General features: G+C 59.5%; 20 protein-coding genes. 6 read left to right on the plus strand and 14 right to left on the minus strand.

Annotated elements, in window-relative coordinates; translation table 11 throughout:
• The first annotated feature begins 50 nt into the window (after window positions 1-50).
• Complete coding sequence (locus tag MHY22_RS08890; RefSeq protein ID WP_239278993.1) at window positions 51-1,262, plus strand: dicarboxylate/amino acid:cation symporter; 1,212 nt, start codon at window positions 51-53, stop codon at window positions 1,260-1,262.
• 65 nt (window positions 1,263-1,327) lie between these two features.
• Here the strand turns inward: MHY22_RS08890 and trpA are convergent, their stop codons facing one another.
• The 6 genes from trpA to MHY22_RS08920 are packed head-to-tail and all read right to left on the minus strand — an operon-like array spanning window position 1,328 to window position 8,015.
• Window positions 1,328-2,194, minus strand: coding sequence for a tryptophan synthase subunit alpha (gene trpA, locus MHY22_RS08895; protein WP_225746235.1), 867 nt, complete (start codon window positions 2,192-2,194; stop codon window positions 1,328-1,330).
• On the minus strand, window positions 2,194-3,399 hold the full coding sequence (gene trpB / locus MHY22_RS08900; protein ID WP_225746236.1) for a tryptophan synthase subunit beta: 1,206 nt from the start codon (window positions 3,397-3,399) through the stop codon (window positions 2,194-2,196). Before trpB ends, trpA begins: the two co-directional genes overlap by 1 nt.
• Window positions 3,396-4,817: a bifunctional indole-3-glycerol-phosphate synthase TrpC/phosphoribosylanthranilate isomerase TrpF gene (trpCF, locus tag MHY22_RS08905; RefSeq protein ID WP_239278994.1), complete on the minus strand. Its 1,422-nt coding sequence runs from the start codon at window positions 4,815-4,817 to the stop codon at window positions 3,396-3,398. The genes trpB and trpCF overlap by 4 nt, the downstream gene beginning before the upstream one ends.
• A complete protein-coding gene (gene trpD / locus MHY22_RS08910; protein ID WP_239278995.1) occupies window positions 4,817-5,851 on the minus strand; it encodes an anthranilate phosphoribosyltransferase in 1,035 nt (344 codons plus the stop codon). The genes trpCF and trpD overlap by 1 nt, the downstream gene beginning before the upstream one ends.
• Before the next feature lie 2 nt (window positions 5,852-5,853).
• Window positions 5,854-6,501, minus strand: coding sequence for an anthranilate synthase component II (locus tag MHY22_RS08915; RefSeq protein ID WP_239278996.1), 648 nt, complete (start codon window positions 6,499-6,501; stop codon window positions 5,854-5,856).
• Entirely contained in the window at window positions 6,498-8,015 is a 1,518-nt protein-coding gene (locus MHY22_RS08920) for an anthranilate synthase component 1 (protein ID WP_239278997.1), read from the minus strand. The genes MHY22_RS08915 and MHY22_RS08920 overlap by 4 nt, the downstream gene beginning before the upstream one ends.
• Before the next feature lie 323 nt (window positions 8,016-8,338).
• Here MHY22_RS08920 and MHY22_RS08925 point away from each other — a divergent pair, with 323 nt between their 5' ends.
• A complete protein-coding gene (locus MHY22_RS08925; protein ID WP_370658849.1) occupies window positions 8,339-9,820 on the plus strand; it encodes an NAD-dependent succinate-semialdehyde dehydrogenase in 1,482 nt (493 codons plus the stop codon).
• Window positions 9,821-10,172: 352 nt separating this feature from the next.
• Window positions 10,173-11,384, plus strand: a complete 1,212-nt coding sequence (locus MHY22_RS08930; RefSeq protein WP_198492242.1) for an MFS transporter — start codon at window positions 10,173-10,175, stop codon at window positions 11,382-11,384.
• A 227-nt stretch (window positions 11,385-11,611) separates the two neighbouring features.
• Here the strand turns inward: MHY22_RS08930 and MHY22_RS08935 are convergent, their stop codons facing one another.
• Together MHY22_RS08935 and MHY22_RS08940 are read right to left on the minus strand one after the other, a co-directional pair.
• A complete protein-coding gene (locus MHY22_RS08935; RefSeq protein ID WP_239279000.1) occupies window positions 11,612-12,244 on the minus strand; it encodes an MOSC domain-containing protein in 633 nt (210 codons plus the stop codon).
• Window positions 12,245-12,254: 10 nt separating this feature from the next.
• A complete protein-coding gene (locus tag MHY22_RS08940; protein ID WP_239279001.1) occupies window positions 12,255-14,828 on the minus strand; it encodes a hypothetical protein in 2,574 nt (857 codons plus the stop codon).
• Between the two features lie 173 nt (window positions 14,829-15,001).
• On the opposite strand from MHY22_RS08940, the gene leuS reads away from it, so the two are divergent.
• The gene (gene leuS, locus MHY22_RS08945) at window positions 15,002-17,848 is read left to right on the plus strand and encodes a leucine--tRNA ligase (protein ID WP_239279002.1); all 2,847 of its coding nucleotides are present in this window, start codon (window positions 15,002-15,004) and stop codon (window positions 17,846-17,848) included.
• On the opposite strand, the gene MHY22_RS08950 is transcribed toward leuS, so the two are convergent.
• Window positions 17,849-18,490, minus strand: a complete 642-nt coding sequence (locus MHY22_RS08950; protein WP_239279003.1) for a hypothetical protein — start codon at window positions 18,488-18,490, stop codon at window positions 17,849-17,851. It lies immediately after the preceding gene.
• A 333-nt stretch (window positions 18,491-18,823) separates the two neighbouring features.
• On the opposite strand from MHY22_RS08950, the gene MHY22_RS08955 reads away from it, so the two are divergent.
• Window positions 18,824-19,282, plus strand: coding sequence for a MarR family winged helix-turn-helix transcriptional regulator (locus tag MHY22_RS08955; protein ID WP_239279004.1), 459 nt, complete (start codon window positions 18,824-18,826; stop codon window positions 19,280-19,282).
• Window positions 19,283-19,359: 77 nt separating this feature from the next.
• On the opposite strand, the gene MHY22_RS08960 is transcribed toward MHY22_RS08955, so the two are convergent.
• Complete coding sequence (locus tag MHY22_RS08960) at window positions 19,360-20,334, minus strand: MDR family oxidoreductase (RefSeq protein ID WP_239279005.1); 975 nt, start codon at window positions 20,332-20,334, stop codon at window positions 19,360-19,362.
• Window positions 20,335-20,412: 78 nt separating this feature from the next.
• On the opposite strand from MHY22_RS08960, the gene MHY22_RS08965 reads away from it, so the two are divergent.
• A complete protein-coding gene (locus MHY22_RS08965) occupies window positions 20,413-21,003 on the plus strand; it encodes a VanZ family protein (protein WP_239279006.1) in 591 nt (196 codons plus the stop codon).
• Here MHY22_RS08965 and MHY22_RS08970 read toward each other — a convergent pair.
• The 4 genes from MHY22_RS08970 to MHY22_RS08985 all read right to left on the minus strand — a co-directional run bounded on the left by MHY22_RS08970 (window position 21,000) and on the right by MHY22_RS08985 (window position 24,516).
• Complete coding sequence (locus MHY22_RS08970; protein ID WP_239279007.1) at window positions 21,000-21,749, minus strand: DUF364 domain-containing protein; 750 nt, start codon at window positions 21,747-21,749, stop codon at window positions 21,000-21,002. The two genes, MHY22_RS08965 and MHY22_RS08970, sit on opposite strands and share 4 nt — an antisense overlap.
• Before the next feature lie 82 nt (window positions 21,750-21,831).
• Window positions 21,832-22,806, minus strand: coding sequence for an NAD(P)-binding domain-containing protein (locus tag MHY22_RS08975; protein ID WP_239279009.1), 975 nt, complete (start codon window positions 22,804-22,806; stop codon window positions 21,832-21,834).
• Complete coding sequence (locus tag MHY22_RS08980; protein ID WP_239279010.1) at window positions 22,806-23,423, minus strand: response regulator transcription factor; 618 nt, start codon at window positions 23,421-23,423, stop codon at window positions 22,806-22,808. The genes MHY22_RS08975 and MHY22_RS08980 overlap by 1 nt, the downstream gene beginning before the upstream one ends.
• Window positions 23,416-24,516, minus strand: a complete 1,101-nt coding sequence (locus tag MHY22_RS08985; RefSeq protein ID WP_239279030.1) for a sensor histidine kinase — start codon at window positions 24,514-24,516, stop codon at window positions 23,416-23,418. Before MHY22_RS08985 ends, MHY22_RS08980 begins: the two co-directional genes overlap by 8 nt.
• Window positions 24,517-24,627 lie beyond the last annotated feature (111 nt).

Here is a 24,627-nt window from a genome sequence, read left to right on the forward strand (position 1 = left end):
CCCTGGGATTGTTTACCAAGGGGCGAAACACCCGATTTGATTGTAAGTACGTGAATCTCAAGAAACTCTCGGAATCTCTGTTGTTCCGCATCATCGTCGCCATCATCCTTGGCGTGGTGGTGAGCCAATTCGCGCCCGAATGGTTTGGCCGCGTATTCGCCACCTTCAATGGACTCTTTAGTAACTTCCTCAATTTCTTTATTCCGGTCCTCATCTTCGCGCTTATCGCCCCGTCGATTGCTGGTCTGGGACGGGGAGCCGGAAAATGGTTGGGTGTTACTGCAGGTATTGCCTACGGCTCAACGATTGTTGCGGGTCTTCTTGCCTACGTACTTGCACACTGGCTCTACCCCGCCATGCTCAGTGGTGAGGATCTGATTACAAATGTCTCCGATATTGATGAGGGTGCACTCAGTCCGTACTTCGAGGTGGAAATGGCGCCGCCTTTTGAGGTTATGACGGCTCTCTTGTTGTCATTCTGCATCGGTGTAGCGATGACTACAGTGAAGTCCGATACCTTGTATGCGGTCACAAAGGAATTGGAGAGCGTAGTAGTCAAGGTCATTTGGGGCTTTGTTGTGCCAATTCTGCCCTTCTATATCTTCGGCATGTTCTTGGGCTTGGGCATGAATGGCAATTTGGGCTCAGTGCTCTCGGCCTTCGCCAAGGTCCTGATCCTGGCGGTTGTCATGACTCTGGTCTATCTGGTGTTCCAGTACATTATCGCTGGCGCAATTACCGGAAAGAATCCTTTCAAGGCACTGCGCAATATGGTGCCGGCATATTTCACCGCACTGGGAACCTCTTCTTCGGCCGCGACAATTCCGGTGTCTTTGGAGTCGACGCTGAAGAATGGCATTTCGAAGCCGGTGGCAAATTTTGTTATTCCTCTGTGTGCGACCATCCACCTCTCCGGTTCCATGATTAAACTGACGCTCTATGCTTTTGCCATCGTGTACATGGCGAACCTGGATATTAGTACGAGTACCGGACTTGGTTTCATCTTCCTATTGGGAATCATGATGATTGCGGCACCGGGTGTGCCCGGCGGCGCGGTCATGGTCGCAGCTGGACTACTGGCGGACATGATGGGCTTTGACGATGGCATGGTGGCACTGATGATCGCCGCCTATATTGCTATCGACTCGGTTGGCACTGCCGCCAACGTTACTGGCGACGGCGCTATCGCGATGATCGTGGACAAGTTCGCGGGCTCCAAGAAGGACCACACCGAAGAGGAATCTGCAGAAGCAACCGCGTAGAGGCTTTTTATAGCGAACCCTCCTCAGCTGCCGAGAGCTGAGGAGGGTTCTTCGCGTCTTCAGGACTACTTCCTAGTTGCCGCCTTCATGCGAGTTACGTATTCGGCGAGTTCTTTATGCAAGGCTTTCGCATCGGAAATGCGTCCTGGGGTTCCTTCCACAATTTTGCCCTCCGCGTCTGTTTCACGTGAAACGTGCCGATCAATAATCTTGGTAATTGCGGATCCTGTAATGGCTCCCGCTGCCCCAGCGGCGACGGCATCGCGCACGTGTTCAGGCTCGGAAATGCCGAACCCGAGCAGTACCGGTGGTCCGTCGAACTTTTTGATGTTGGCGACGACTTCTTCGAGACCAATAGTTTCTGATTTCTTTTCGGCACCCGTAACTCCATCGCGCGAAACTGCGTAGATATATCCCCGCGAGCTTTGAGCGACGCCCTCGAGGGTGTGCGAAGTAGCGCGGGCCGGGGCGATGAAGATTGGATCAATACCGGCCTTTTCTGCTGCGGTGATGAATGGAGCACCTTCGCGCACGGGGACGTCGGGAAGCAAAATGCTATCCGCGCCCGCCTCTGCAAATTCCGCGTAGAAGCGGTCGAATCCTCGAGTGAACGCCACATTGCCGTAGATGAGCATGCCGATGGGAAGCTCGGGAAATTCCGCGCGGATTGTTCGCACCTGTTCTAAGGCAGAATCTACGGTGGAGCCGCCGTCAAGCGCGCGAAGGTGGGAGGCCTGAATGGTGGGGCCGTCAGCCACTGGGTCAGAAAATGGAACGCCGAGCTCCAATGCATCGGCTCCGGCCGCGACGACCGTTCGCACGATGGCCAACGTGTGCTCTGGCGTGGGGTCGCCCAACATAAGGAATGGGACGAAAGCGCCCTCTCCCCTGTTGTGTAGTGAGCGGAATAGGTCTTCGTATCGGGTGCTCATTAATTCTTCTCCTGCAGTTTGAATTCTGGGTGGGCCTCAAGGGTGTGGCGAACGTGGTCGATATCCTTGTCTCCGCGGCCGGACAGGGAGACCAAGATGGTGATGTCCTCGTCCTTGCGTTTCAGGGCGTAGGCCAACGCGTGAGAGGATTCGAGGGCTGGAATGATGCCTTCCTTAGTGGAAAGAAGCTGGAACGCCTCCAGTGCTTCGGTGTCAGTAATGCCGACATATTGTGCGCGGCCGCTAGCGTGAAGGTGCGCGTGCTGCGGCCCTACACCCGGGTAGTCCAGCCCGGCGGAAATTGAATAGGATTCCTCCACTTGGCCGTCCGCGTTGCGCATGAGATAGCTGCGCGCGCCGTGGAGGATGCCAACGGTACCGTTGTTGATGGTGGCACCGTGCTTGCCGGAGTCCAGCCCTTCACCACCGGGTTCGGCGCCGACGAGTTCCACTTCCTCTTCGTCAATAAAGTCTGCGAACATGCCGATTGCATTGGAGCCGCCTCCGACACACGCTACGACTACATCCGGCAGGCCACCGGTGCGCTCAAGCATTTGTGCTTTAGCCTCTTCAGAGATGACCTTGTGGAACTCTCGGACGATGGTTGGGAATGGATGGGGTCCGGCCGCGGTACCGAGGAGATAGTGGGATTCATGGAAGGTGGCGGTCCAATCACGGAGGGCTTCATTCACTGCGTCCTTAAGAGTTCCGGATCCGGTGTCGACGGCGACGACCTTCGCGCCCATCAGCTCCATACGGAATACGTTTGGCTGCTGGCGCTCCACGTCTTTCGCACCCATGTAGACCACACACTCAAGATCCAGCAATGCGCAAGCGAGTGCAGTAGCGGTGCCGTGCTGGCCCGCTCCGGTCTCCGCAATAATGCGTGTCTTCCCCATCCGCTTTGCCAGCAGTGCCTGACCAAGAACCTGGTTCGTCTTGTGTGCTCCACCGTGTACGAGGTCTTCACGTTTGAGGAAGATGCGCGCCTTACCCCCGAGGTTCCTCGCCTCTGTAATTGGTGTGGGACGGCCGAGATAGTCACGCAATAGCGCGCTTAGCTCTTCGCGAAATGCGGGGTCGTTTTGTGCGTCGACAAAGGCCTTCTCAAGTTGGTCGAGCGCCGGGATGAGGGATTCGGGGACGAACTGTCCGCCGAATTCGCCAAAATATGCCGGAAGGAGCGTTTCACGTGAAACTGTCATCGTTCTCTTCTTTCTATGGGTGTGTAGTTTCGGATGGTGCTAAAGGCTTGGGCGATTAACGAGGCGTCCTTGCGCCCAGGCGCATATTCCAGACCGGAATTGAGGTCGAGTCCCTTCGTGCCGATCGACAACGCCTCTTCGAGGTTGTCTAGCCGGAGCCCGCCGGCGAGGAGAGCCTTGTCCTTCACTTCAGGGGGAATCGTTCGCCATTCAAAAGTGGTTCCTGTCCCGCCACTGCCGGAGTCGAGGACAAGAGCGTCTGCCTCTGGCGCTAGGTCCAGTGTCAAGGCAGCGAAGTCAGGGTTATTCATGTCGATGGCCCGCCAAAGGTGAAGACCGTCAGCGACGCCGCGTACATCTCGAACGAATTCCAGCTCTGCTTCCCTACTGCCTTGGAATGGGGCGTGGAGCTGGAGAACTTTGAGGCCGGGAATCCCGGCTAGGCTCCGTAGCGTTTCCACATCCGTAGACCGCGTCACGGCCACGTACTCCAACTCTGGTTCCGCGGAAATGATGCTTTGTGCGGTTTCACGTGAAACACTGCGGGGCGAACCTGGTGCGAAGATGAGTCCCCCGTAGCGGGCGCCAGCAGCGCGGGCTGCTTGTGCGGAAGAGGCGGTAGTAAGGCCGCATACTTTATTGGCACCATAGACGAGGTCGCGCGCCGCCCGATCGATGTCCTCCTGGGAGGTGAGCTGGGAGCCTACAAGGAAAGCATGAGCGTGGGCTCCTAACCGGCGGACGGTGGCATTATCGCGGATTCCAGATTCGGAAACGATCACCTTTCCGTCTGGAACATGGCGGGCTAGGCGTTCGGTGCGGCCCAGGTCGATGCTGAGATCGTGGAGGTTGCGGTTGTTAATGCCGATGATATCGACGCCAAATTTCACTGCGCGATCCACTTCGTCCTCGGTGATGGCTTCAGTCAAGACGTCTAGGCAGAGTTCGTCCGCCAGTGCTTTGAGCTCACCGTAGGTGTCATCGTCCACGATAGACATCATGAGCAAGATGGCATCGGCGCCGTAATAGCGCGCGGCATATACCTGGATGGGATCGACAATAAAGTCCTTGCACAGCACCGGCACATGGGTGGATAGCGCGACGGTCTGCAAGTGGTCGTAGTCGCCGCCAAAACGATCGGGCTCGCACAACACCGAGATGGCGGAGGCATAGCGAGAGTAGATCCGGGCAATATCGCCCGGGCGATAGTCCTCGCGAATTTTGCCAAGGGACGGCGAGGCAGACTTGCACTCCATGATGAAGCGGTTGGTGCCACGGAGGGCGTCGGCAAGCGAACGCTCCGAGCGTGGCACGCTAGCCAGGTCCACGTGGGACAGGCGCTCCCGGAGTGCAGGCAGGTGAGTGCGGCGCTGGGTGACGATCTCCTCGAGCACCGTGGGTAAAGTATTCTCTGACATTAGCTCTCCTCCCCTATTGCATAGTTGGCGCTCTCGTGAAGGGTGAGCCATTCTTCAACAGTGCCGCTGCTGATCAGTTCCTTGGCGTGAGTGACTCCCTCTGCGATAGTCTCCGTGGTCCCGTTGAGGTAAAATATCGCGCCGGCGGTGGCGGCAATGGCGTCACAATGGGCGGGCTCGCCACGGCCGGCAAAAACCGCACGGAGGGCTTGGGCATTCGCGGCGCCGTCGCCGCCTGCAAGGTCCGTCAGCTCGTGGCGCTTGATGCCGAGGTCTTCCGGAGTGAGCTCGTAAGAGGCAATCTCGCCGTCCTTGAGCTCCCAGACCTGTGTCGTGCCGTGGGTAGCGATCTCATCCGTTCCAGCACCATGGACGACCAAGGCGCGCTCTCGGCCGAGCTCTCGAAAGACTTCCGCGATGAGTTGGCCTTGGGCTGGGTTTGCGATGCCCATAATTTGCAGTGACGGGCGTCCTGGGGACAGGAGGGGTCCTAGTGTATTGAAGATGGTGGGGATACCTAGCGCCTTGCGCACCGGTTGTACGTGGGCGACCGCTGGGTTGTAGGCTGGGGCGAATAGGAACGTGAAGTTGGAAGCTTTAAATTGGCGCACTGCTCGGGCAGCGTCTAGGTCCAGTGGAATATTCAGGGCTTCGAGGACATCGGCCGATCCGGACTTAGAAGAGACCGAGCGGTTGCCATGCTTGATCATCCTCACTCCCCCGGCGGCGGCAATGAGGGAGGCGCCCGTAGTGATATTGATAGTATTCGCGCCATCGCCACCAGTGCCGGCCGAATCCATGAGTCCTTTTCCAGTGATGGGGAATGGATAGCCCACTTTCAAGAAAGCTTTGGCCGCGCCGGCAATGTCTGCGAAGGTCTCGCCGCGGGTGCGAATATGGGTAAGCAGCGCCGCGATATGAATATCGTCGTAGTCGCCCACAGCCAAGGGGGTAAATACCTCCATGGCTTCTTCCATGGTGGGCTGAGAGTTATTCAGGAAGGCTTGCAAGGTACGCAGGGGTGCGTGATTCATTTTTAGTGCTCCATATCCATAGTGGTGTGCATAAATAGTTGATTAACGCAACGCTCAAGCATGAGGGGGCCGCGGGGAGTGAGGATGGACTCAGGGTGGAACTGCACGCCGAAGGCCCTACCGTCGTCCGTTTCGGCCGCCATGGCTACCTCTCCGATGTCCGTGGACGTACGCGCGAGACAACGCATCCCCCGAGGGAGGTCCGTACATCCAAGCGAGTGATAGCGCGCCACCGGAACTTGCGTACCAAGGTGACCCGGTTGGTCCGGCTCAGTATCGGTGGCAAGGCCCTGAAAGACGGGGTGCATAACGCCGGCCTCGGTCAGGGTCATCGGGATGGACTTCCCGTGCACGGGGCCGCACGGTTCGACCGAACCGCCGTGGTGCTCGAGTAGTGCTTGGAAGCCGAGGCATACGCCAAGGATCGGGGTGGTGCCTAGGGTGGCGTCGATAAGTTCCATCATGCAGCCGGCGTCCCGTGGATGACCGGGGCCCGGGGAAAGCACAATAATGTCGGGTTGTGCGCGCAGCACGTCGTGAACCGCTACGGTATTGCGAAACACGGTGGTATCGAACCCAGCAAGGGCATCGACGAGGTTGTAGACAAAAGAATCGTGGTTATCTAGCAGGACAATATGCGGCGAGCTCATCGCTGTACCTCCAACTCGGCTCCGTGTGCAATGGCGATGGCATGGAGTACGGCGTAGGCCTTATGCACCGTTTCATCGGCCTCGGCTTGCGGCACGGAATCCTTGACCACTCCGGCGCCGGCTTGCACCACTGCGGTTCCGTCCTGGACGTAGGCCGAGCGGATGACGATGCAGTTATCCATGGCTCCATCGCCGCGCAGGTACCCCACCGCCCCGCCATAGGATCCGCGGCGCTTCCCCTCCGTGCGGCGCACCAGTTCGGTGGCGCGAAGTTTGGGTGCTCCCGTAAGCGTCCCCATATTCATGCACGCACGGTAGGCATCGAGCGCATCGAAGTCCGGGTGGAGCGTCGCCGTGACACGGGAGACCAAGTGCATGACCCGCGAGTAGCGGTCAACGTGCAGGAGTTCTGCTACCTGCCGGCTGCGGGGCACGGCCACGCGAGCGAGGTCATTGCGTGCTAGATCGACCAGCATCGTGTGTTCCGCAACCTCTTTTTGGTCTGTACGCATGTCCAGCTCGTTGCGGATATCCAGTTCATGGTTGATGCTGCCATCCGGGTTGAGCCCGCGCGGCCGGGTTCCCGCGATGGGATAGAGCTGGACCTGCCTATCTTCTGGCGTGAATTTGAGGTTTGATTCCGGCGAGGCGCCGAAGAGCTCATAGGAGGCACCACGGACGTAGAACATATAGGGCGAGGGGTTGGTCTCGCGCAGTGCCCGGTAGGCAGCCAGGGCGTTGGGGCATTCCACGGTGAAGGCGCGCGCGGGCACTACTTGGTAGATATCACCGGCGTGAATATTGCCTTTAAGCTTGTCGACGTCCGCCCTAAACCCTGCATCATCCACATCGGCCACCGCCCGGATCCTTTCCTTTTGCGGCGCCGTGAAACGAGCAGCCACCGGCAGTGAGGCAAGATAATCCAACTCTTCCCGCAGGCGCTTGTCGTCGATGTCCCAGCCTTCTAGGTGCGCAGTCCCTTGCAGGTGGTCCACTGCGAGGACCGTTTGGGCTACCAAGAATTCGTAGTCCGGGTAGGTGTTGGCCCCGGGGTTAACCTCGGGCAGTTCCTCAAAAGTAGCGAGGTAGTCATAAGCGAATCCACCCCCAAGGAACGGCAATAAAGGAGAGGAATAGTTGGCTTCTAATTGCAGGAACCGCAAAACATCGGCGGTAGATTCGGCAAGAAGCCGTTCCCGCTCGTCTGGAAGCGTGGACTGCGAGAACTCGAAAACTGCCGCGGTAGTTTCACGTGAAACTAGGCGATGGTGGAACCGGTCCTCGAGGGAAGGAAGGAGCGTCTCCCCTGCCTCCGTGAGGGCGCGTACCTCTACCCTCTGGCCGTGGCATGTTACTTTCAGGGCGGCCCTGAGGACCGCGAGGCAATTGAGATTCTTCTTTGTCTCAATGTCCGCGCTTTCGAGAAGTAGGGAGTCGTGCGGTTGTGCGAGGGCGTCAAAGATTGCGGCCGCATCGCTGCCGTAGGAGATGTCGCGAGTGGCGGTGTATGGCATTGCAGTGCCCTTTCGATGGGTGTGGGGAACGGGGAAACGGATAGGAAGCTTCCGCGAGCAGAGGCACTAAAACGCCAAAAGGCCCGCAGAATGCGAGCCTAAAAATGGGATGTGGAATAAGGCCCGCGGGTTACGCGCGCCACCACCAAGCAGTAGTCATCTTCTTCATAACGGTCATACTAACCTAGATTTCTATAGCCGGTCAGGTAATCGATAAAAATATTCATCCTCTCCCACTATGCGCTTGTGCTTGGCGCCGGACCAAGAAAGCCAGCTAACGAATCGCGGTACTGTGGAGTGCATTCACGCAATGGAGAAAGGTGATGAATATGAGCATCGACCAGAAGGAACTACTAGCGAAGGTCCCCACTCAGCTTTTGATAGGCGGACAGTGGCGCGACGCGTCTTCCGGTGAGACCTTTGACGTAGAAAATCCGGCGACGGGCGCGACCATCGCCACGCTGTCCTCGGCGAATTCTGATGATGCGGTGGCTGCCCTCGACGCTGCCTGTGTGGCCCAAGATGAGTGGGTGCGCACCACCCCGCGCGAGCGCGCTGATATTCTACGCCGCGCCTTTGAATTGGTACACGAGCGCGCCGATGAGTTCGCCACCCTGATGACTCTTGAGATGGGAAAGCCCTTTGCCGAGTCGCAAGGTGAGGTTACCTATGGTGCGGAATACTTGCGGTGGTTTAGTGAGGAAGCCACGCGCGATTATGGCCGCTACTCCCCCGTCCCGGAAGGTACCTTGCGCATGGTTACCCGCCGCAAGCCTGTGGGTCCGTGTCTATTGATTACTCCGTGGAACTTCCCCCTCGCCATGGCCACCCGAAAGGTTGCTCCGGCCGTTGCAGCGGGCTGCACCATGGTCCTGAAGCCGGCCAAGCTGACGCCGCTCACCACGCAGTACTTCGCACAAACCATGCTCGATGCCGGCCTGCCACAGGGCGTGCTCAATGTGGTCTCCGGCAGCTCCGCTTCGGCCATTTCGGAGCCCTTGCTTGCCGACGCCCGCTTGCGCAAGCTCTCCTTCACCGGTTCTACCCCAGTGGGCAAAACCCTCCTTAAGGGTGCCGCGGATAATGTCTTGCGCACCTCTATGGAGCTTGGCGGTAATGCACCGTTCATTGTTTTCGAGGATGCGGATATTGACCAAGCGGTTGCGGGAGCTATGGGCGCCAAGATGCGCAATATCGGCGAGGCCTGCACCGCGGCCAACCGCTTCTTGGTGCACGAGTCCGTGGCAGAGCAGTTTACGCAGAAGCTGGCAACAGAGTTTGAGAAGCTTGTCGTTGGCAATGGCATGGACGAAGGCGTGACGTGTGGTCCGTTGATTGAGGCTAAGGCCCTCGACAATGTTGCAGCCCTGGTTGAGGATGCGGTGGACAAGGGCGCGACCGTTGTCACCGGTGGCACCCGCGGCGAGGGCGCGGGCCACTTCTATGCGCCCACTATCCTGAGTAATGTTTCACGTGAAACTCGCGTGGCTCAGGAAGAAATTTTTGGACCGATTGCGCCCATCCTTACCTTCAAGGACGAATCGGAAGCGTTAGCGATTGCGAACGATACGGAGTACGGACTTGCCTCCTATGTATATACGGAGGATTCCGATCGCCTCTGGCGCGTTGCCGACGGCCTCGAGTTTGGCTTGATGGGATTCAATGCCGGTGTCATCTCTAATGCCGCTGCCCCATTCGGCGGTGTCAAGCAATCTGGTTTAGGACGCGAAGGCGGCGCCGAAGGTATTGAAGAATATACCGCGGTGCAGTACTTGGGTATCCGTGATCCTTATACCGGGGCCTAAAGGTTTGAGCGCTTTACAAGGCGGGAGAAACCAGCCGGGTCCCCTTTGCGCGACCCGGCTCAAGCTATTTATGCAAATCTCCTGACCAGCGTCTCCTAAGCGTGCACGAATCTGTGCTACCTGCCCAGTGGGTAGCATTGTGCCAGTTCAAGGCCTGGCAATTTGCCGGTAGCCGCCGAAACGGGGGCGGCTTTGATAAGAGCCTGTAAGGGCTTTTGATTAACCTTTGCGGCCTGCGGGGCGTATAGTGCCTCTCCGTATAATTCAATTTCTATTTCCTTCGTCTGCGATGCGTGGCCTTATGGCCAGCGCGTGGAGAGGGAATTTTCTTTTTGTTATTTGGAGTGAGTATATGACGCCTACGGAATCTGCAGCGGCTAAACCGCAGCTGATTACGCCTACGTTTGTCCTCGCGTGGGTGGCTAATTTTTGTCAGTTCTTGGTCTTTTACCTGTCCGTAACCACCATGGCCCTCTACGCGGTAGAAAGCTTCGGGGCATCGGATACCGTCGGTGGTTTCGCCTCCAGTGCCTTTGTTCTGGGCGCGACGTGCATGCGCGTGTTCTCCGGCTGGATCGTGGACCGCGTGGGCCACAAGAAGGCGGCCTTGACTTCCCTGGCCTTCGTCACAGTTGTAGCTGTGGCGTACTTTTTTGCGCATAATGTTGCGGTCTTGATTATCGTGCGAATGGTGCACGGCGCGGGCTATGCCTTGACCTCCACGGCACTCATGGCGGTGGCGCAGTCCGTTATCCCACATGAACGCCGTGCGGAAGGCACCGGATACTTCGCCCTGGGCACTACCCTTGCAACCGCGTTTGGTCCAGCTATCGGCCTGTTATTGGCTAATAACATCGGCTACACCACGCTTTTTGCTGTCGCCCTTGGTGCAAATATTGTTTCCTTGATCCTGGCCTTGGTGCTGCGCTATCCGGCCGAGGTTTCCTCCGAAAAGCCGGCCTTTAAGTTGCGCAATGCCGTGCACCCCAACGTGGTGCCCATCGGTCTATTCATGCTCCTAGTCGGCATCGCCTACTCCGGCGTGGTGACCTACCTCAACGCCTACGCCCGCAAGGAAGACCTGGCCACCGGCGCAGGGCTCTTCTTTATCGGCTATGCGGTCACGATGCTCATCATGCGCTTCGTCTTGGGCCGTATCCAGGACCATAAGGGTGATAATGCCGTGATGTACCTCGGCTTGGCCGCCTTTGTCGTGGCCCTGCTGATCATGGGTTTCCCCACCAATGACGTCATGCTGGTGGTCGCGGGCGCCTGCACCGGTTTGGGCTTCGGCACCCTCAGCCCCGCCTGCCAAGCCATCTCCGTGCGCTCGGTTCCTGCCGCGCAGATGGGCGCCGGTATCTCCACCATGTTCCTGCTCATGGACCTCGGTATTGGCCTGGCCCCGTTCGGCCTGGGCCCCATTGTTGGGGCAACGGGCTTTGACACGATGTATCTCATTCTCGCGGGTCTCGTGGTCATCGCCGCTATCTACTACTTCTTCGTGCACGGCCGCTTCCCTAAGGCGAAGGGGCACCATCTGAGCTTTGAAGCGGGCAAGTAACACAGCCACTGCCCCTCCTTCGCACTCGGCATGAAAAGCACGCCAGCGCTAAGCGCTGGCGTGCTTTTGTTTTGCGTGCACTCCGGGCAAGAAGAGGGTGCTGGCCTCGCCGGTAAGCTAAAGGCCCTGACACAGCCTGCGGTCTCGTTGCCTACCGGATGTTTGGGCTCATCGAGTGCGGGCGGAACAACGGCGACATTGATGGCGGACTATGAGCCCTTGTGTAACTAGGTGCGAAGCGAGTTCTGTTGGTGAGTGGGCAGGCAGCCAGCATCTACAACGCGCCGGGCGAGGGCGCGGTCGCCCATCTTGGCGGCAAAGGCCATGCGCATGGTGATGCCGTGGCTGGGTGGGTTATCCAGCTCAATGGCGTCGCCGGGGCGAATGCGGCCGGGGGACATGATGCGCAGGTAGGTGCCGCAGTCACCACGCGCGGTCCAGCGCTTGAGCCAGCCGCGCTCCCCTAGCCAGCCGGCGAAGGTGGCACATGGTTGTCGGGGCACGGATACCTCAAGCACGGCGGTGCCGATGCACACGCGCTGATTGATGAGCAGAGCAGACAGATCGATGCCCTGCGTGGTGAGATTTTCGCCAAAGCCGCCGGAGGCCAGCGGGCGGGAAAGTTCAGATTGCCAGTAATCCAGTTCCTCGCGGGAGTAAGCGTAGACGGCCTTATCGTTGCCGCCGTGATGTTGGGTGTCACCAATTATATCGCCGCGCACGCCGGACCCATCGCCGTAATGGGGTCCGGGCGCTGCCAGATCGATAAAGTCCTGCGGTTGCTTATCGATGCCCGAGAACTCATGCCGCCCGCTCGGGTCCGGCCGGCGGACGGCGACATTGGTAGAGATGACCTGCATGCCTGCCACCCTAGCTCAGCGTGAGGGCCTCCGCGGTGAGAATATCGCGGTAGAACAGCTGCGGGGCGAGGGAGACGGCCTCGGCGAGCTGTGGGAGGGCGTCGTCAAGCGTGGCGGCGAAAGCAGGGTCCGCCAGCTGGCCATTGGCCACGCCGCGCGCCGTGATGGCAAAGACATAGGAAATAAACGGCATCCAGGCGGAATCGCCGAGCTCCGAATTGCCATCGCCAAAGGCGTCCAGCGCGAGCAGGGTATGCAGGACGGACTTATCGACGCCCAGCTGTTGCAGCGTCACCCGCAGCTGCATTGCGGTGTTACGCAGGTTAGAAATGGTGCCCAAGCGGGTGAGCGCAAGGTCATTGGCAAAGCACTCGCGCAGTGCGGCGATGCGGTGGGCATCATCGCAGAGCTGGTCGCTGTCCGTTGCTGGCGTAGGTGCCTCGCCCGTTGCACTCATCAGCAGCATGGGGCGGGTGACATCGTCGACGCCGGTGGACGGCACGCGCGCGAGGGAGGCGGAGCCGTGGGCTTCGACGTAGTCATGGGCGGCGTCGGCAAGCGCGGCCAAGAGTGAGGAAGGCTCGGTGGCCGGCTCCTCGCGGCGGAAGGTGCGGGAGACCAAGCCGGTGCGGACAAAGGCGCGCATGCGCTGCCCCGGCTCAAATTCCGCGGCCATAAGTGCATCCATGCTGGCGCGCGGATCGGCCTCAATCTCCTTGATGATTCCCTCGAAGGTTTCCTTGGCCTTGGGTGCGAGGCGGCGCATGGCCGCGTAGGCAGGCCACATACCCTCGGTGTTTTCGGTTTCACCGTCGTGGAAGATGATAAGAGCGCTAGCCGGCGGGTACTGCGGCGCGGCCAAGTCGCTGGCCGGCTCATCCTCGCGGAAGTCCACGATGAGGTGGCCGGCGTCCAGCAGCTCCTCGGGCAGCTCAAAGCCTTCCTCAGTGGGCTCCAGCGGTAGCGGCTCGCCCGCGGGATTGCCCAGCGGCCACGCCCAAGCCAATAGCTCTACCTCCTCCTCGTGCGCCTGCTCGGGGACGAGGATGCCGTCCTCAATGGTTGCGCGGGCGACCAACGGTGCCTTGCGCACGGTGGCGATGGCGGCATAAATGAGGTCGCTGGCCGCGGTGGCCTCATATTCCATGACGCGCCGCTCAAAGCTGCGTTTTTGGTGCGCTGCGCGCTCCTTTTCCGGCAGTCCTTCGAGGTACTCCTCATAGGACAACGTGGACCACAGGAGGTAAAGCTCCAGCGAGGTCTTCTTCGTCAGTGCCGACTTCAGCGCGCGGTTGGGTACGGATAGGCTGGTGGCCGCTTCCGTTGAGCCATTGGCGGTGACCAGGTCCCTAATCTTCTGGTTCTTATCAATAACCACGAACTTTGCCAGCGGCAGTGGCTCCGGAGAATGAATGGTAAAAAGTGCATCCGCATCGAGCTGGTCCGCCAGGATGACCTGCTTATCCAGGTAATCCACGGGCTCGGCCGCGGTGCGTTTGACTCGAGTACGAATCGTCGCCGGCTCCACCTGGAAGGTCAGCTCATAGCCGGCCTCACTGCCGACGGTCTCCTCGCGCACGCTTTCGTCCTCGCCAAAGACGCGCTGGCCCTTTTCCATTTGGATAGCCTTGCCCGGCGCAGAAGCCAAGGCATAGCTAAACGGCGAAAGGTTGCCCAGGGCATCGATAAAGCGAAAGTTGGTGCCGCGCGGGCCCTCGTTCTTGGCACGCATGTGCAGCGACTCCGCAAAATTGAGGTACTGGATATCCACCAGTTCCTCGTCCTTGTACAGGGTGAAGCGGTAGCGGCCCACCCAGGGATCCTCGAAGGCGTCTGCGGGAAGTACCTCGTGAATGCCCTCCGGTAGTTCATCCTCCAGCACGGCCTCCTCTTCCCCACCAATGGGGACATAGGCCAGCTCCATGCTGAGTTCCGTATTGGCGATGACCCGCGGGGACTGGGTATAGACCAGTTCACCATCTAGGCCATGGGCATTAGGTAGCGTCTTCACGGCCATGTCCCAGGCAAAATCAGGGCTGCCGGACACCTTGATGGTCGCGGATTCTTGGCGCGGAACCTCCACGGTGAAAGACTGGCTGACCTCGACCGGGGCGATGGTCCAGCCCTCCCATGCACCGTGGGGACGGGCCTCGCCGACCTTGGCCTTAGCAAGCTCCGTGCCGGTGGGGGCGATGAAGGTATAAGAACCCTTGGCTACCGCTGTGGTGGTATCGATTGGGCGATGGGTGGAATCGAGCAGCAATCCGCCATTGGCCACGCCGGCAAACTCCAAGGTGTGCTCCTCAAAGGAAACGCTGAGGTGGCTAAAGGCACGCGGCATGCTGATCCACAAGCCGGGCTCCTCGCCCTCCACGTAGTAGAACTTGCGGGTGTCCTCGCTGCCGTCGAGCAGCTGTGCGGTCACGGTCCACTGGGGATCTTCTGGCTCATAACCTGCGGTTACGGCCGGTAGGTACAGCTCCAATGTGTTGGTAGCTGGGGAGAGGCGCAGGTGCGGGATCCCCTGAAATACCGCTGCGTCTGCAAAAGATGATAGCTGGCTGCGAAACTTCTCCTGGCTCATTTACCCCAGCCTAGATCATTTTCATGCAGATCTGCATTTTGGCTGCGAGCGGCGGAAATGGCGCGAAAACCGGGGGCGATTACGGCGGGGATTTTGGATGTGCGTGCCAAGCAGAACGCGGAAAGCATAGCGAACTACCCCGCGCCGGGATGCGGCTATTACACTGTGTGATTATGACTACCCAGAGCGATTCCACTTCGTACCGCTATACCCCGGAGCTGGCGAACCAGATCGAGAAGACCTGGCAGCAGTACTGGAAAGACAATGGCACCTTTAATGCCCCGAACCCGGTAGGCGAGCTCGCCACCGATGCGGGCGAGTTGCCTAAGGAAAAGCTCAATGTGCAGGATATGTTCCCCTACCCTTCCGGTGCGGGCCTGCACGTGGGACACCCACTGGGATATATCGCCACCGATACGTACGCCCGCTATAACCGCATGCTGGGCAAGAACGTGTTGCACACCTTGGGCTACGATGCCTTCGGCCTGCCGGCCGAGCAGTACGCCATCCAGACCGGTACCCACCCGCGCACCACCACCGAGGCGAATATTGAAAACATGCGCCGCCAGCTGGGCATGTTGGGCCTGGGCCACGATCCGCGCCGCTCTGTGGAATCAACCGATCCGGAGTTCTTCAAGTGGACGCAGTGGATCTTCCTGCAGATTTATAACTCTTGGTTCGATGAGGAGCAGCAGAAGGCGCGCCCGATTGCAGAGCTCATCAAGGAGCTGGAGGCCAATAAGCGCACCACTAAGGATGGCCGCTACTACGAGGACCTCACCGAAGAGGAAAAGGCCGCGGCCATCGATGAATTCCGCCTGGTCTACCTGTCTAATTCCACGGTGAATTGGTGCCCGGGCTTGGGTACCGTGCTGGCAAACGAGGAGGTCACCGCTGAGGGCAAGTCCGAGCGCGGCAATTTCCCGGTCTTCCGCAAGAACCTTTCGCAGTGGATGATGCGCATTACCGCCTACTCCGATCGCTTGCTGGATGATCTGGAGCTTTTGGATTGGCCGGACAAGGTCAAGTCCATGCAGCGCAATTGGATCGGCCGTTCCCGCGGCGCAGAGGTCTCCTTCCCTGCCGAGGGCTACGAGATCGAGGTCTTTACCACCCGCCCGGATACCCTCTTCGGTGCCGAGTACGTGGTGCTGGCCCCAGAGCACGAGCTTGTCGACGCCCTCCTCTCCCCCATCCCTTATGACGATGACGTGGATGAGCGTTGGACCTATGGCCACGATGATCCGAAGGAGGCCGTGGAGTCCTACCGCACCGATATTGCCGCCAAGTCCGACCTGGAGCGCCAGGAGAACAAGGAAAAGACCGGCGTCTTCCTGGGTACTTATGCCACCAACCCGGTTTCTGGCAAGAAGGTCCCGATCTTCATCGCGGACTATGTCCTGACCGGCTACGGCACCGGCGCCATCATGGCAGTTCCGGCGCACGACACCCGTGACTACGAGTTTGCCCAGGCCTTCGGCCTACCTATTACGGAGGTTGTCTCTGGCGGAAACGTGGAGGAAGAAGCCTGGACCGAGGACGGCGCGCTGGTTAATTCCTCCAACGACAAAGGCCTGGATCTTAACGGCCTGAATAAGGCCGAGGCCATTGCCGCGGCCATTGAATGGCTGGAAAAGGACGGCTCTGGCCGCGAAAAGGTGCAGTACAAGCTGCGCGATTGGCTCTTCGCCCGCCAGCGTTACTGGGGCGAGCCCTTCCCCATCGTCTACGACAAGAACGGCTTTGCCCACGCCCTGCCGGAATCCATGCTGCCGGTAGAGCTACCAGAGGTGGAAGACTATAAGCCAGTTTCCTTTGATCCCGAGGACAAGGATTCCGAGCCACAACCACCGCTGGCAAAGGTGCGCGATTGGGTCGAGGTAGAGCTGGATCTGGGCGACGGTCCACAGACCTATTTCCGCGATACCAACGTTATGCCGCAGTGGGCGGGTTCTTCCTGGTATCAGCTGCGCTATATCGATCCCCGCAATGATGAGGCATTCTGCGATATCGAAAACGAGCGCTACTGGACCGGCCCGCGTCCGGAGCAGCATGGCCCGCAGGACTCGGGCGGCGTGGACCTCTACGTCGGCGGCGTCGAGCACGCCGTGCTGCATCTGCTCTACTCCCGCTTCTGGCATAAGGTGCTCTTTGACCTGGGCTTTGTTAGCTCCCAAGAGCCCTACCGCCGCCTGTACAACCAGGGTTATATCCAGGCCTATGCCTACACGGATTCCCGCGGCGTGTACGTTCCGGCCGCGGAAGTAGAGGAAAAGGACGGCAAGTTCTACTACGACGGCGAAGAGGTCAATCAGGAGTATGGCAAGATGGGCAAGTCCCTCAAGAATGCCGTGGCTCCGGACGATATTTGCCGCGACTTCGGTGCCGATACCCTGCGTGTTTATGAGATGTCCATGGGTCCGCTGGATACGTCTCGCCCGTGGGCTACCAAGGACGTCGTAGGCTCCCAGCGCTTCTTGCAGCGCCTGTGGCGCCTAGCCGTCAATGAGGACACCGGCGAGCTGGCCACTACCGACGCCGCCTTGAGCGAGGATGACCTCAAGCAGCTCCACCGCACCATCGCAGGCGTGCGCGATGATTACGAGAACCTGCGGCTTAATACCGTGGTGGCCAAGCTCATCGAGTACGTCAACTACCTGACTAAGACCTACCGCACCGAGGCCCCGCGCGCCGCCGTGGAGCCGATCGCACAGTTGGTCTCCCCCATTGCCCCGCATATCGCGGAGGAACTGTGGCAGCGCTTCGGCCATGACGAGACCATCACCTATCAGCCCTTCCCCACTTTTGAGGAAAAATACCTGGTAGACGACGAGATTGAGGTGCCGGTTCAGATCAACGGCAAGGTCAAGGCCCGGATCAACGTGGCCGCTGATGCGGACCAGGACGCGGTCTTTGACGTTGCCCTCGCCGACGCAAAGATTGCCGATCTGACCAACGGCAAGAACGTGGTGAAGAAGATCTACGTTCCGGGCCGCATGGTCAACCTTGTGGTCAAGTAGTTACTCGTCCCAAAATTCCGTGGCGCACAGCGCAATGCCGTGCGCCCGGATCCCCTGGCCGACCTCCAGCTTCTCGTTCACGATGAGCGGGAGGCCGTCGAGGTCGCATACCCAAAACTCCCCCATGCCCAGCTCATTGCTGTGCTTGGCGACGCCCCCGATAGTCCCCGCCACTTCCACCTGCGGGTTGAGCATGCTGGGCTTGAAGTTTCGGTAGAAGCGCTCGGTAGCAGGCGAAGTCAAGGAAAACTCTTCCGGTTCCCCTACCTCGTACTTCAATGCCACAACCGCCGGCCGCACCTGTCCCTGGAGCTTTTCTCCTCCGACCGGGTTGCCTGCCGGCAGGGCAAAGGGCGCATCCGCCAGCGCCGCGAACTGTAGATCACCAGTTTCCACAATGCCGATATAGGGCGTTGCGCGATATATCGTGCCCGGTGCCTCTTCCCCACCCCGGTAGGAAGGAACTGCGGCCCACTCCCCTTCGTACTCCATACCTGTAACCGCCATGCCAGACGGGTCGGCGTGGAATAACACTCGATCAAATCCGGGCGCCTCCCACATGTCGTGGTCGTTAGGTAGCTCCGCAATGAGTTCTTCCATATCCGCGAAGTCGAAACCGCACGTGCTAAATAGCTTATCCATGCTTGCCATTCTAAACGCTGCGGTCTCCTCTGCCGGAGCAGTCATTGCCTTCACAGCCGCATTTTTGTCGCGGGTATTTGCTTCATTATTTAATTTTCAGGTCAAGAACATACCTACTCAAACAATAGTGAGTACCAGCAGATAGGTATTCAAAAGGAAAATTAAAGTGTTTTCGCTAGCAAAGGTATGGGTTTGTGAAATTGTGGCTCTCTTAGACCTACATCCCTATTCAGTAGTGGGAGTTGGTGTATCAACTCCAAGCAAGCCTATGAGTTGCTAGATCAACTCTGCAGTATAGACTGTTGATAGAAGGAGAACCAAAGGAGGAATGCGATGCGTGTGGAGCAGAGTGCGGCGTGGGCTGACTTTGTTGCCATGCAAGAGGCGCTCCACGCGCGGCTTTCTGGAGAGCTGCAGAGTGGCTCTAGTTTGAGTGAGGCAGACTACGCGGTTTTGGCCGTTCTGTATCGTCGCCGCCAGATTTCTACACGCCCGCATGAATTGGCGGCGGAGCTTCGGTGGGAGAAGTCGCGGTTGCATCGGCAGTTAGTGCGCATGGAGTCCCGAAAATTGGTTTCCAGGCGCGAGGCGCCGGAGTTAGGAACCCGTGCAGTTGAAGTCACTGTGACGGAACAGGGAAGTGCTGCTTTCAACACAGCGATCGTGCGACATACTGCCACAGTCGAAGAGATCGTGGTGGGCACCCTTAGTGACGAAGACCTACAAACCTTGGGCAGGATTTCCCGCACGTTGCTACGCGCGGTAGTTAAAGAGGGGACGTCGGAAAGCTAGCTGTCCGCGCCGGCCGGTGGATGTAAAAAGGCACCCGCTATAACGGCGGGCGCCTTAGAAGATTGGCTAGGCGGGACCTAGGAAATCTTAAGAACGGTGCGTCCGTGGTGGGTGCCCTCGAGGAGGGACTTGGATTCCTCGACAACATCCGACAGCGGAATCGTATTGGTCAGGGACTCAAGGATGGACCGGTCCAGCTTGCGTGCGAGGAGCTGCCAAGCGTTCTGGCGGTAGTGCAGCGGGGCGTCGACAGAGTTAACGCCGGCGAGGTGCACATTGCGCAGAATGAACGGCAAGACGGTGGTGGGCAGGTCTGGGCCGGCGGCCATGCCGGTGGAGGCGACGGTGCCGCCCCACACAGTGCGGGCCAATACGTTAGCCAAGATATTGGAGCCGGAGGTATCAATCGCACCGGCATACGTTGCCTTCTGCAGGGGCTTTCCGGCCTCAGCAAATTCGGCGCGGTCCACAATGGTATGGGCACCGAGCTCGTGGAGGTACTGGGAATAGTCATCTGGGCGGCCGGTCATGGCGTGGACCTCGTAACCGGCATTGGACAGTAGATTCACGGCGATGGAGCCTACGCCACCGGTGGCGCCGGTGACCAAGACGGGGCCATCGGGAAGCCCGCGCAACGAATTAACGCACAGGGCGGCAGTGTAACCTGCGGTTCCCACGGCGGCCGCCTGCTCTGCTGTGAAGTCTGCTGGCAACGCAACGGTTGCCTGGGAATTCACCCGCTGCTTCGGGGTGTAGCCGCCGTGGCGGAATTCACCGAGGCCATCGCCGAAGGACGCTACCAGGGTGCCAACCGGGAGTCGTTCCACGTTGGACTCGGCAACGGTGCCGACCACGTCGATGCCCGGAACCAGTGGGCTGGTGCGCATGACGCCACGATCGCCGGCAATTGCCATGGCGTCTTTGTAGTTCAGCGAAGAATAAGAAACATCGACGGTAAGGTCGCCTTCGCCGAAAAACTCTCCCTCTTCAAAGGAGGTCGTAACGGATTTATCTTCGTTGCGAGTAACTAGTAGAGTGCTCATGCTCACCATCGTACGTTAAATGTGATGCAGCCATTTAACAGCGAATCTCACGGAGAATTTTCAGGCTCGCTTGTTAACTTGAACAACATGACGATGACCACGATGCCCGCCCGCGCCTCGCGCCAGATTGGTGCGCGTGGCATGCCTGCTAAGCGCACGCTGTGGCGCAGTGCAGCCGTAGCCTGCGTGGTTGTCATGGTGGCTATCGCAGTAGCTACGGTGGGAAAGCCCTTTATAGATATCCCCGGTGTGGTTGATGCGTCTGCGCACGCACGCCGCAGTCTAGATTTGCAGATGCTTAATGGGTTTAATAACCCTCATCCGTGGTGGGGTCCGTGGACCAATACCTTTGGTAATATCGCGCTGTTTATGCCGCTCGGTGCGTGCTTGGTAGTAATGGGGCACAATTCGCGGCGCATCCGCTTTGGCCGCGGTGGAACCATCCTTCTGGCGATGGCGCTCAGCCTGGGTATCGAAATTACCCAATACGTATTCTCGCTGGGATTTAGCGACGTAGACGACTTGGTCTTCAATACCCTCGGCGCATCCTTGGGTGCGTTCCTGCTAAGCCGGAGCAGTTTTAAGGCGCAGCTGCGAGCTGTGCGCTTCATCGGCTGGACTGCGGCGGCGGGACTGGGTGCTCTCGCTGCAGTAATCTTGGCCGGAGTGATTGTTTAGCGCCCTAGGGTGACTCGGTGTCCGAAGTTGAACATATCGAGGGAATCACCCTTCTCTAGGCCCTCAAACATCCCTGCGGGATTGGACGGAACCATGCCGGTGACTTGCGATACGCCGTAGTCTTCCAGCAGTACTGGGGCTAGGGGAGTTGATGGGCCTAGGACGACATTGAAGGACTCGCGGGAGAGCTCGAGCAGGCGGGGAGCGGTTTTATTGACAAAGGCGGAGCCGGTAATAAAAACATAATCGCACTCGGGCAGGATGTATTCGGCGGCGGAATCGGGATAGTCGCCCTCATTGAGCGAGCGCTCCAACATATAAAAATCCGCAGCCTGGTTGAGTGCTTTAGGTGCAAAAGGGAAGTGGCCAATGACTGCGACCTTCTTCCCAGCAACGGCGTTGCGGAAGGGATCGAAGATGTGGGGCCAGGGGGCGTCGGCAAGCGCAAAGCCATGCTCGCCGGCCACGGAAGGTGTGGCGTAGTAGGAATTTAGCGCGGCCATGCCGAAGGACGCCTCCGAAAAATTCCAGCTCTTGGCCAGCTGGGCGATGGCGCGTAGAGGAACGCCGGTGTACTCGGTGCGCATCTGGGCCGGGCGAGAGGTGGCAGACATGGTCATGGCCATGCCGCAGCTAGGACTTTCGGTGTATACCCGGGTCCACCGCGGGCCTTGGGCGGCGCGGGAGACCACTATGTCACGGGGAATGGCATCGATGAGGTCATCGTAGAGATCCCAGGCAGACATGTATAGACCAGCTTTCCCTAATCGTTTCGCACTCTCTGCGTGAAGGCAGTGTAGTCGAATCAGCTGGGACTAACCTATAGCTTTAGTCACATATATTCGCAACGTCGTGCGCGGTCTGCTTGGCAAAGGGGCTTACCCCGGTAATGGTTGCGGAGCCGGGGCCGGTCCATGTGCCGTAACCCACGAGGAAGAGGCCGTCGACGGTGGGGGAGGTGCCATCAAGGAGCCCGCGGATGGGCCGGAGGGCAGGCCGGAAACCGGTGCACCATATGAGGTGGTCTGCGGCGACTTCTTCAAGCGAAGAAAACATGGGAGTGGCCTGCAAAAGGCCTGAATCCCGCGCGCGTAGGACCGGTGGAACCATCACAATATCGCCTAGGTTGGAATCCGCGCCGGGGTCTGGCTCGCCACGCAGCATGGCGTTGAGGCGGGCGCGATTGCGCTGGAAGAGCACCCGGCCGTCAACATCATCGGGCATCCACCGCGGGGAGCTGCGGGTATACCAGGTGGTCTCCACGCCAGAGAGCAGGAGCTCGGCCGCGATTTGGGCGCCGGAATTGGCCGCACCCACGACCGCGACGGTGGATCCGACAAAGTCCTCTGGGCCTGGGTAGAAAGCTGAATGCCATTGCTGTCCGCCAAAATCGCCGGGGTAGTAGGGGATAAAGGGCGCGGACCACGTGCCCGTGGCCGCCACGACCGTGCGCGCGGTCAAATGCTCTGTACCGGCAAAGACGTGGAAGCATGCGCCATCATGGGTCACCTCATCCACTCTGACCGGCCGGCGAATGGGCAGTTCATAGCGCTGCTCGTAGCGCGCAAAATAGTCGATAACGTGGCTGGCCGGCGGAAAGCCCTCGTGGTGGGGCATGGGCCACCCCGGCAGGTTAGAAGAGGCGGAATTGCTAAAGAGCGTCAGCGAAGGCCAGGTGTGACGCCAGGCCGCACCGGGGCCGGGTTCAGCGTCCAGAATGACAAAATCCAGCCCCTTCTTACGCAGGTAATAGCCCACCGCAAGACCCGCCTGACCGGCGCCAATGACTATGCAGTCCAGCATTAAATGAGCTTCCTTTCCCGCGCCACGGTCACCGCGGCGGTGCGAGTTTCCACGCCCAACTTCTGGAAGATATGGATGAGGTGGGTCTTGACCGTGGCCTCAGAGATGAAGAGCTGCTTGGCCAGCTCCTTATTGGAGGAACCGCTGGAAAGCGCCCGAAGAATTTCTAGCTCGCGGGTGGAGAGCGATTCTTGCGGCCGGCCCACTCGCTGGGCCAGGAGATCTACCACCTCCGGCGCCAAGGTGCGGCGGTGCGCGGCGGTATTGAGCACGGCCTCGTGCAGCGCCTGCTCCGGGGAATCCTTGAGTAGATAGCCCATCGCGCCGGCCTCCACGGCGGCAAGGATATCGGCCTGCGTGTCATAGGTGGTCAGGATGAGCACCGGTGGGCCGCCGGCCTCCACCACGCGCTTGGTGGCCGCGATGCCATCCATGCCGGGCATCTGGATATCGCAGACCACGGCATCTACCTGCGGGGCGTTGTCAGTAAAGAGCTTATCCACATCCGCGCCGGTAGAGCCTTCCATGACTACCTCGACATCGGAGAAGGTATTGAGGATGGCACGCAGGCCGGCGCGGACCACTGGGTGATCATCAATCAGCATGACATTAACCATTGCTTTTCTCCTTCAGCGGGATACGGACGGCCAGGGCGGTGCCCTCGCCGGATTCCAGGTTCATGGTGCCGCCCACAGCTTCCACGCGGCCGCGGAGGCCGGTAAGCCCGAAACCATGATCCCTGCCACTGGGGCGAGGGGAGGCGGATAGTCCGCGTCCATTATCAACGACGTCCAAGGTCACCGCATCCTCGAAAAGGCCGAGCGTAACCACCGCGCGCGAGGCGTGGGCGTGTTTGATGACGTTATTCAGGCCCTCTTGGGCTGCGCGCACGATGACCTCTTTGATGTGTTCGGGCACCTTGCCGCTGCCGGAAACCACCAGCTCAAAGGTGGTCTCTTCCCCCAAGGCTTTCACACGGCTGCGCATCTGGGACAGCAGGGAGGTGAGCTGGGTTTCCAGCCGTTCATCGGGGCCGGCAAGCTCACGGACGAAGCGGCGGGCCTCGGCCAGATTCTCGCTCGCGACATCCTCGATGACCGCCAGCTGCTCTTCTTTGGTGCGGGGATCATCGGTGCCACGGGCCGCGCGGGAGAGCAGCAAGATGGAGCTAAGGCCTTGCGCGACGGTGTCATGGATCTCCCGGGAGAGGCGCTCGCGCTCCTCTAGCCGGCCGGCTTGGTGCTCGCTGGCGGCCAGCTCGGCTTGGGTTTCGCGCAGCTGCTTGGCGATGTCCCTGTGGTGCGCCGCTTCTGCCTGCAGGCGTCGCTGGATGAAAAAGACCGTTGCCGCAAAGGCGGTGCCGATAAGCGGGCCCACGGCCGCAGCGATGGACCAGCCCTCGGGGTGTAGCCAGGCGGGAATGAAGGCGGCCGCCGCCCACAGCACGGCGATGGAAACCAACCCAGGCACGGTGGGCAAAGCACGCAGAAAGACAAAAATGAGCGGGAATTCCAGCCACATGAAATCTTGCGCATGGACCATCAGGCCCAGCCACAGCACGCATAGCCCACCTAGCCATAGCCATGTGGGCAGCCAACGTTGTGCGGAGTAGACCACGGCGAGGGCGATGGCTAAGCCGATCACCCGGGCATCGAGCCGGCCGTCCACATAGGCGCGCGCCACGCCGAATACCAGCAGAAACGCGAACATGGCGTGGAGGCCATAGACCCATAGTTTTTGTCCTTTAAACACAACCACCCAGGATATCCGCGCACGGGTGGACCGTGAATCAACCACTTGGTTGACTCGAGGTTCAGCGAG

The sequence above is a fragment of the Corynebacterium sp. ACRPO genome, from assembly GCF_022347205.1.
In the GTDB taxonomy this organism is placed as follows: domain Bacteria; phylum Actinomycetota; class Actinomycetes; order Mycobacteriales; family Mycobacteriaceae; genus Corynebacterium.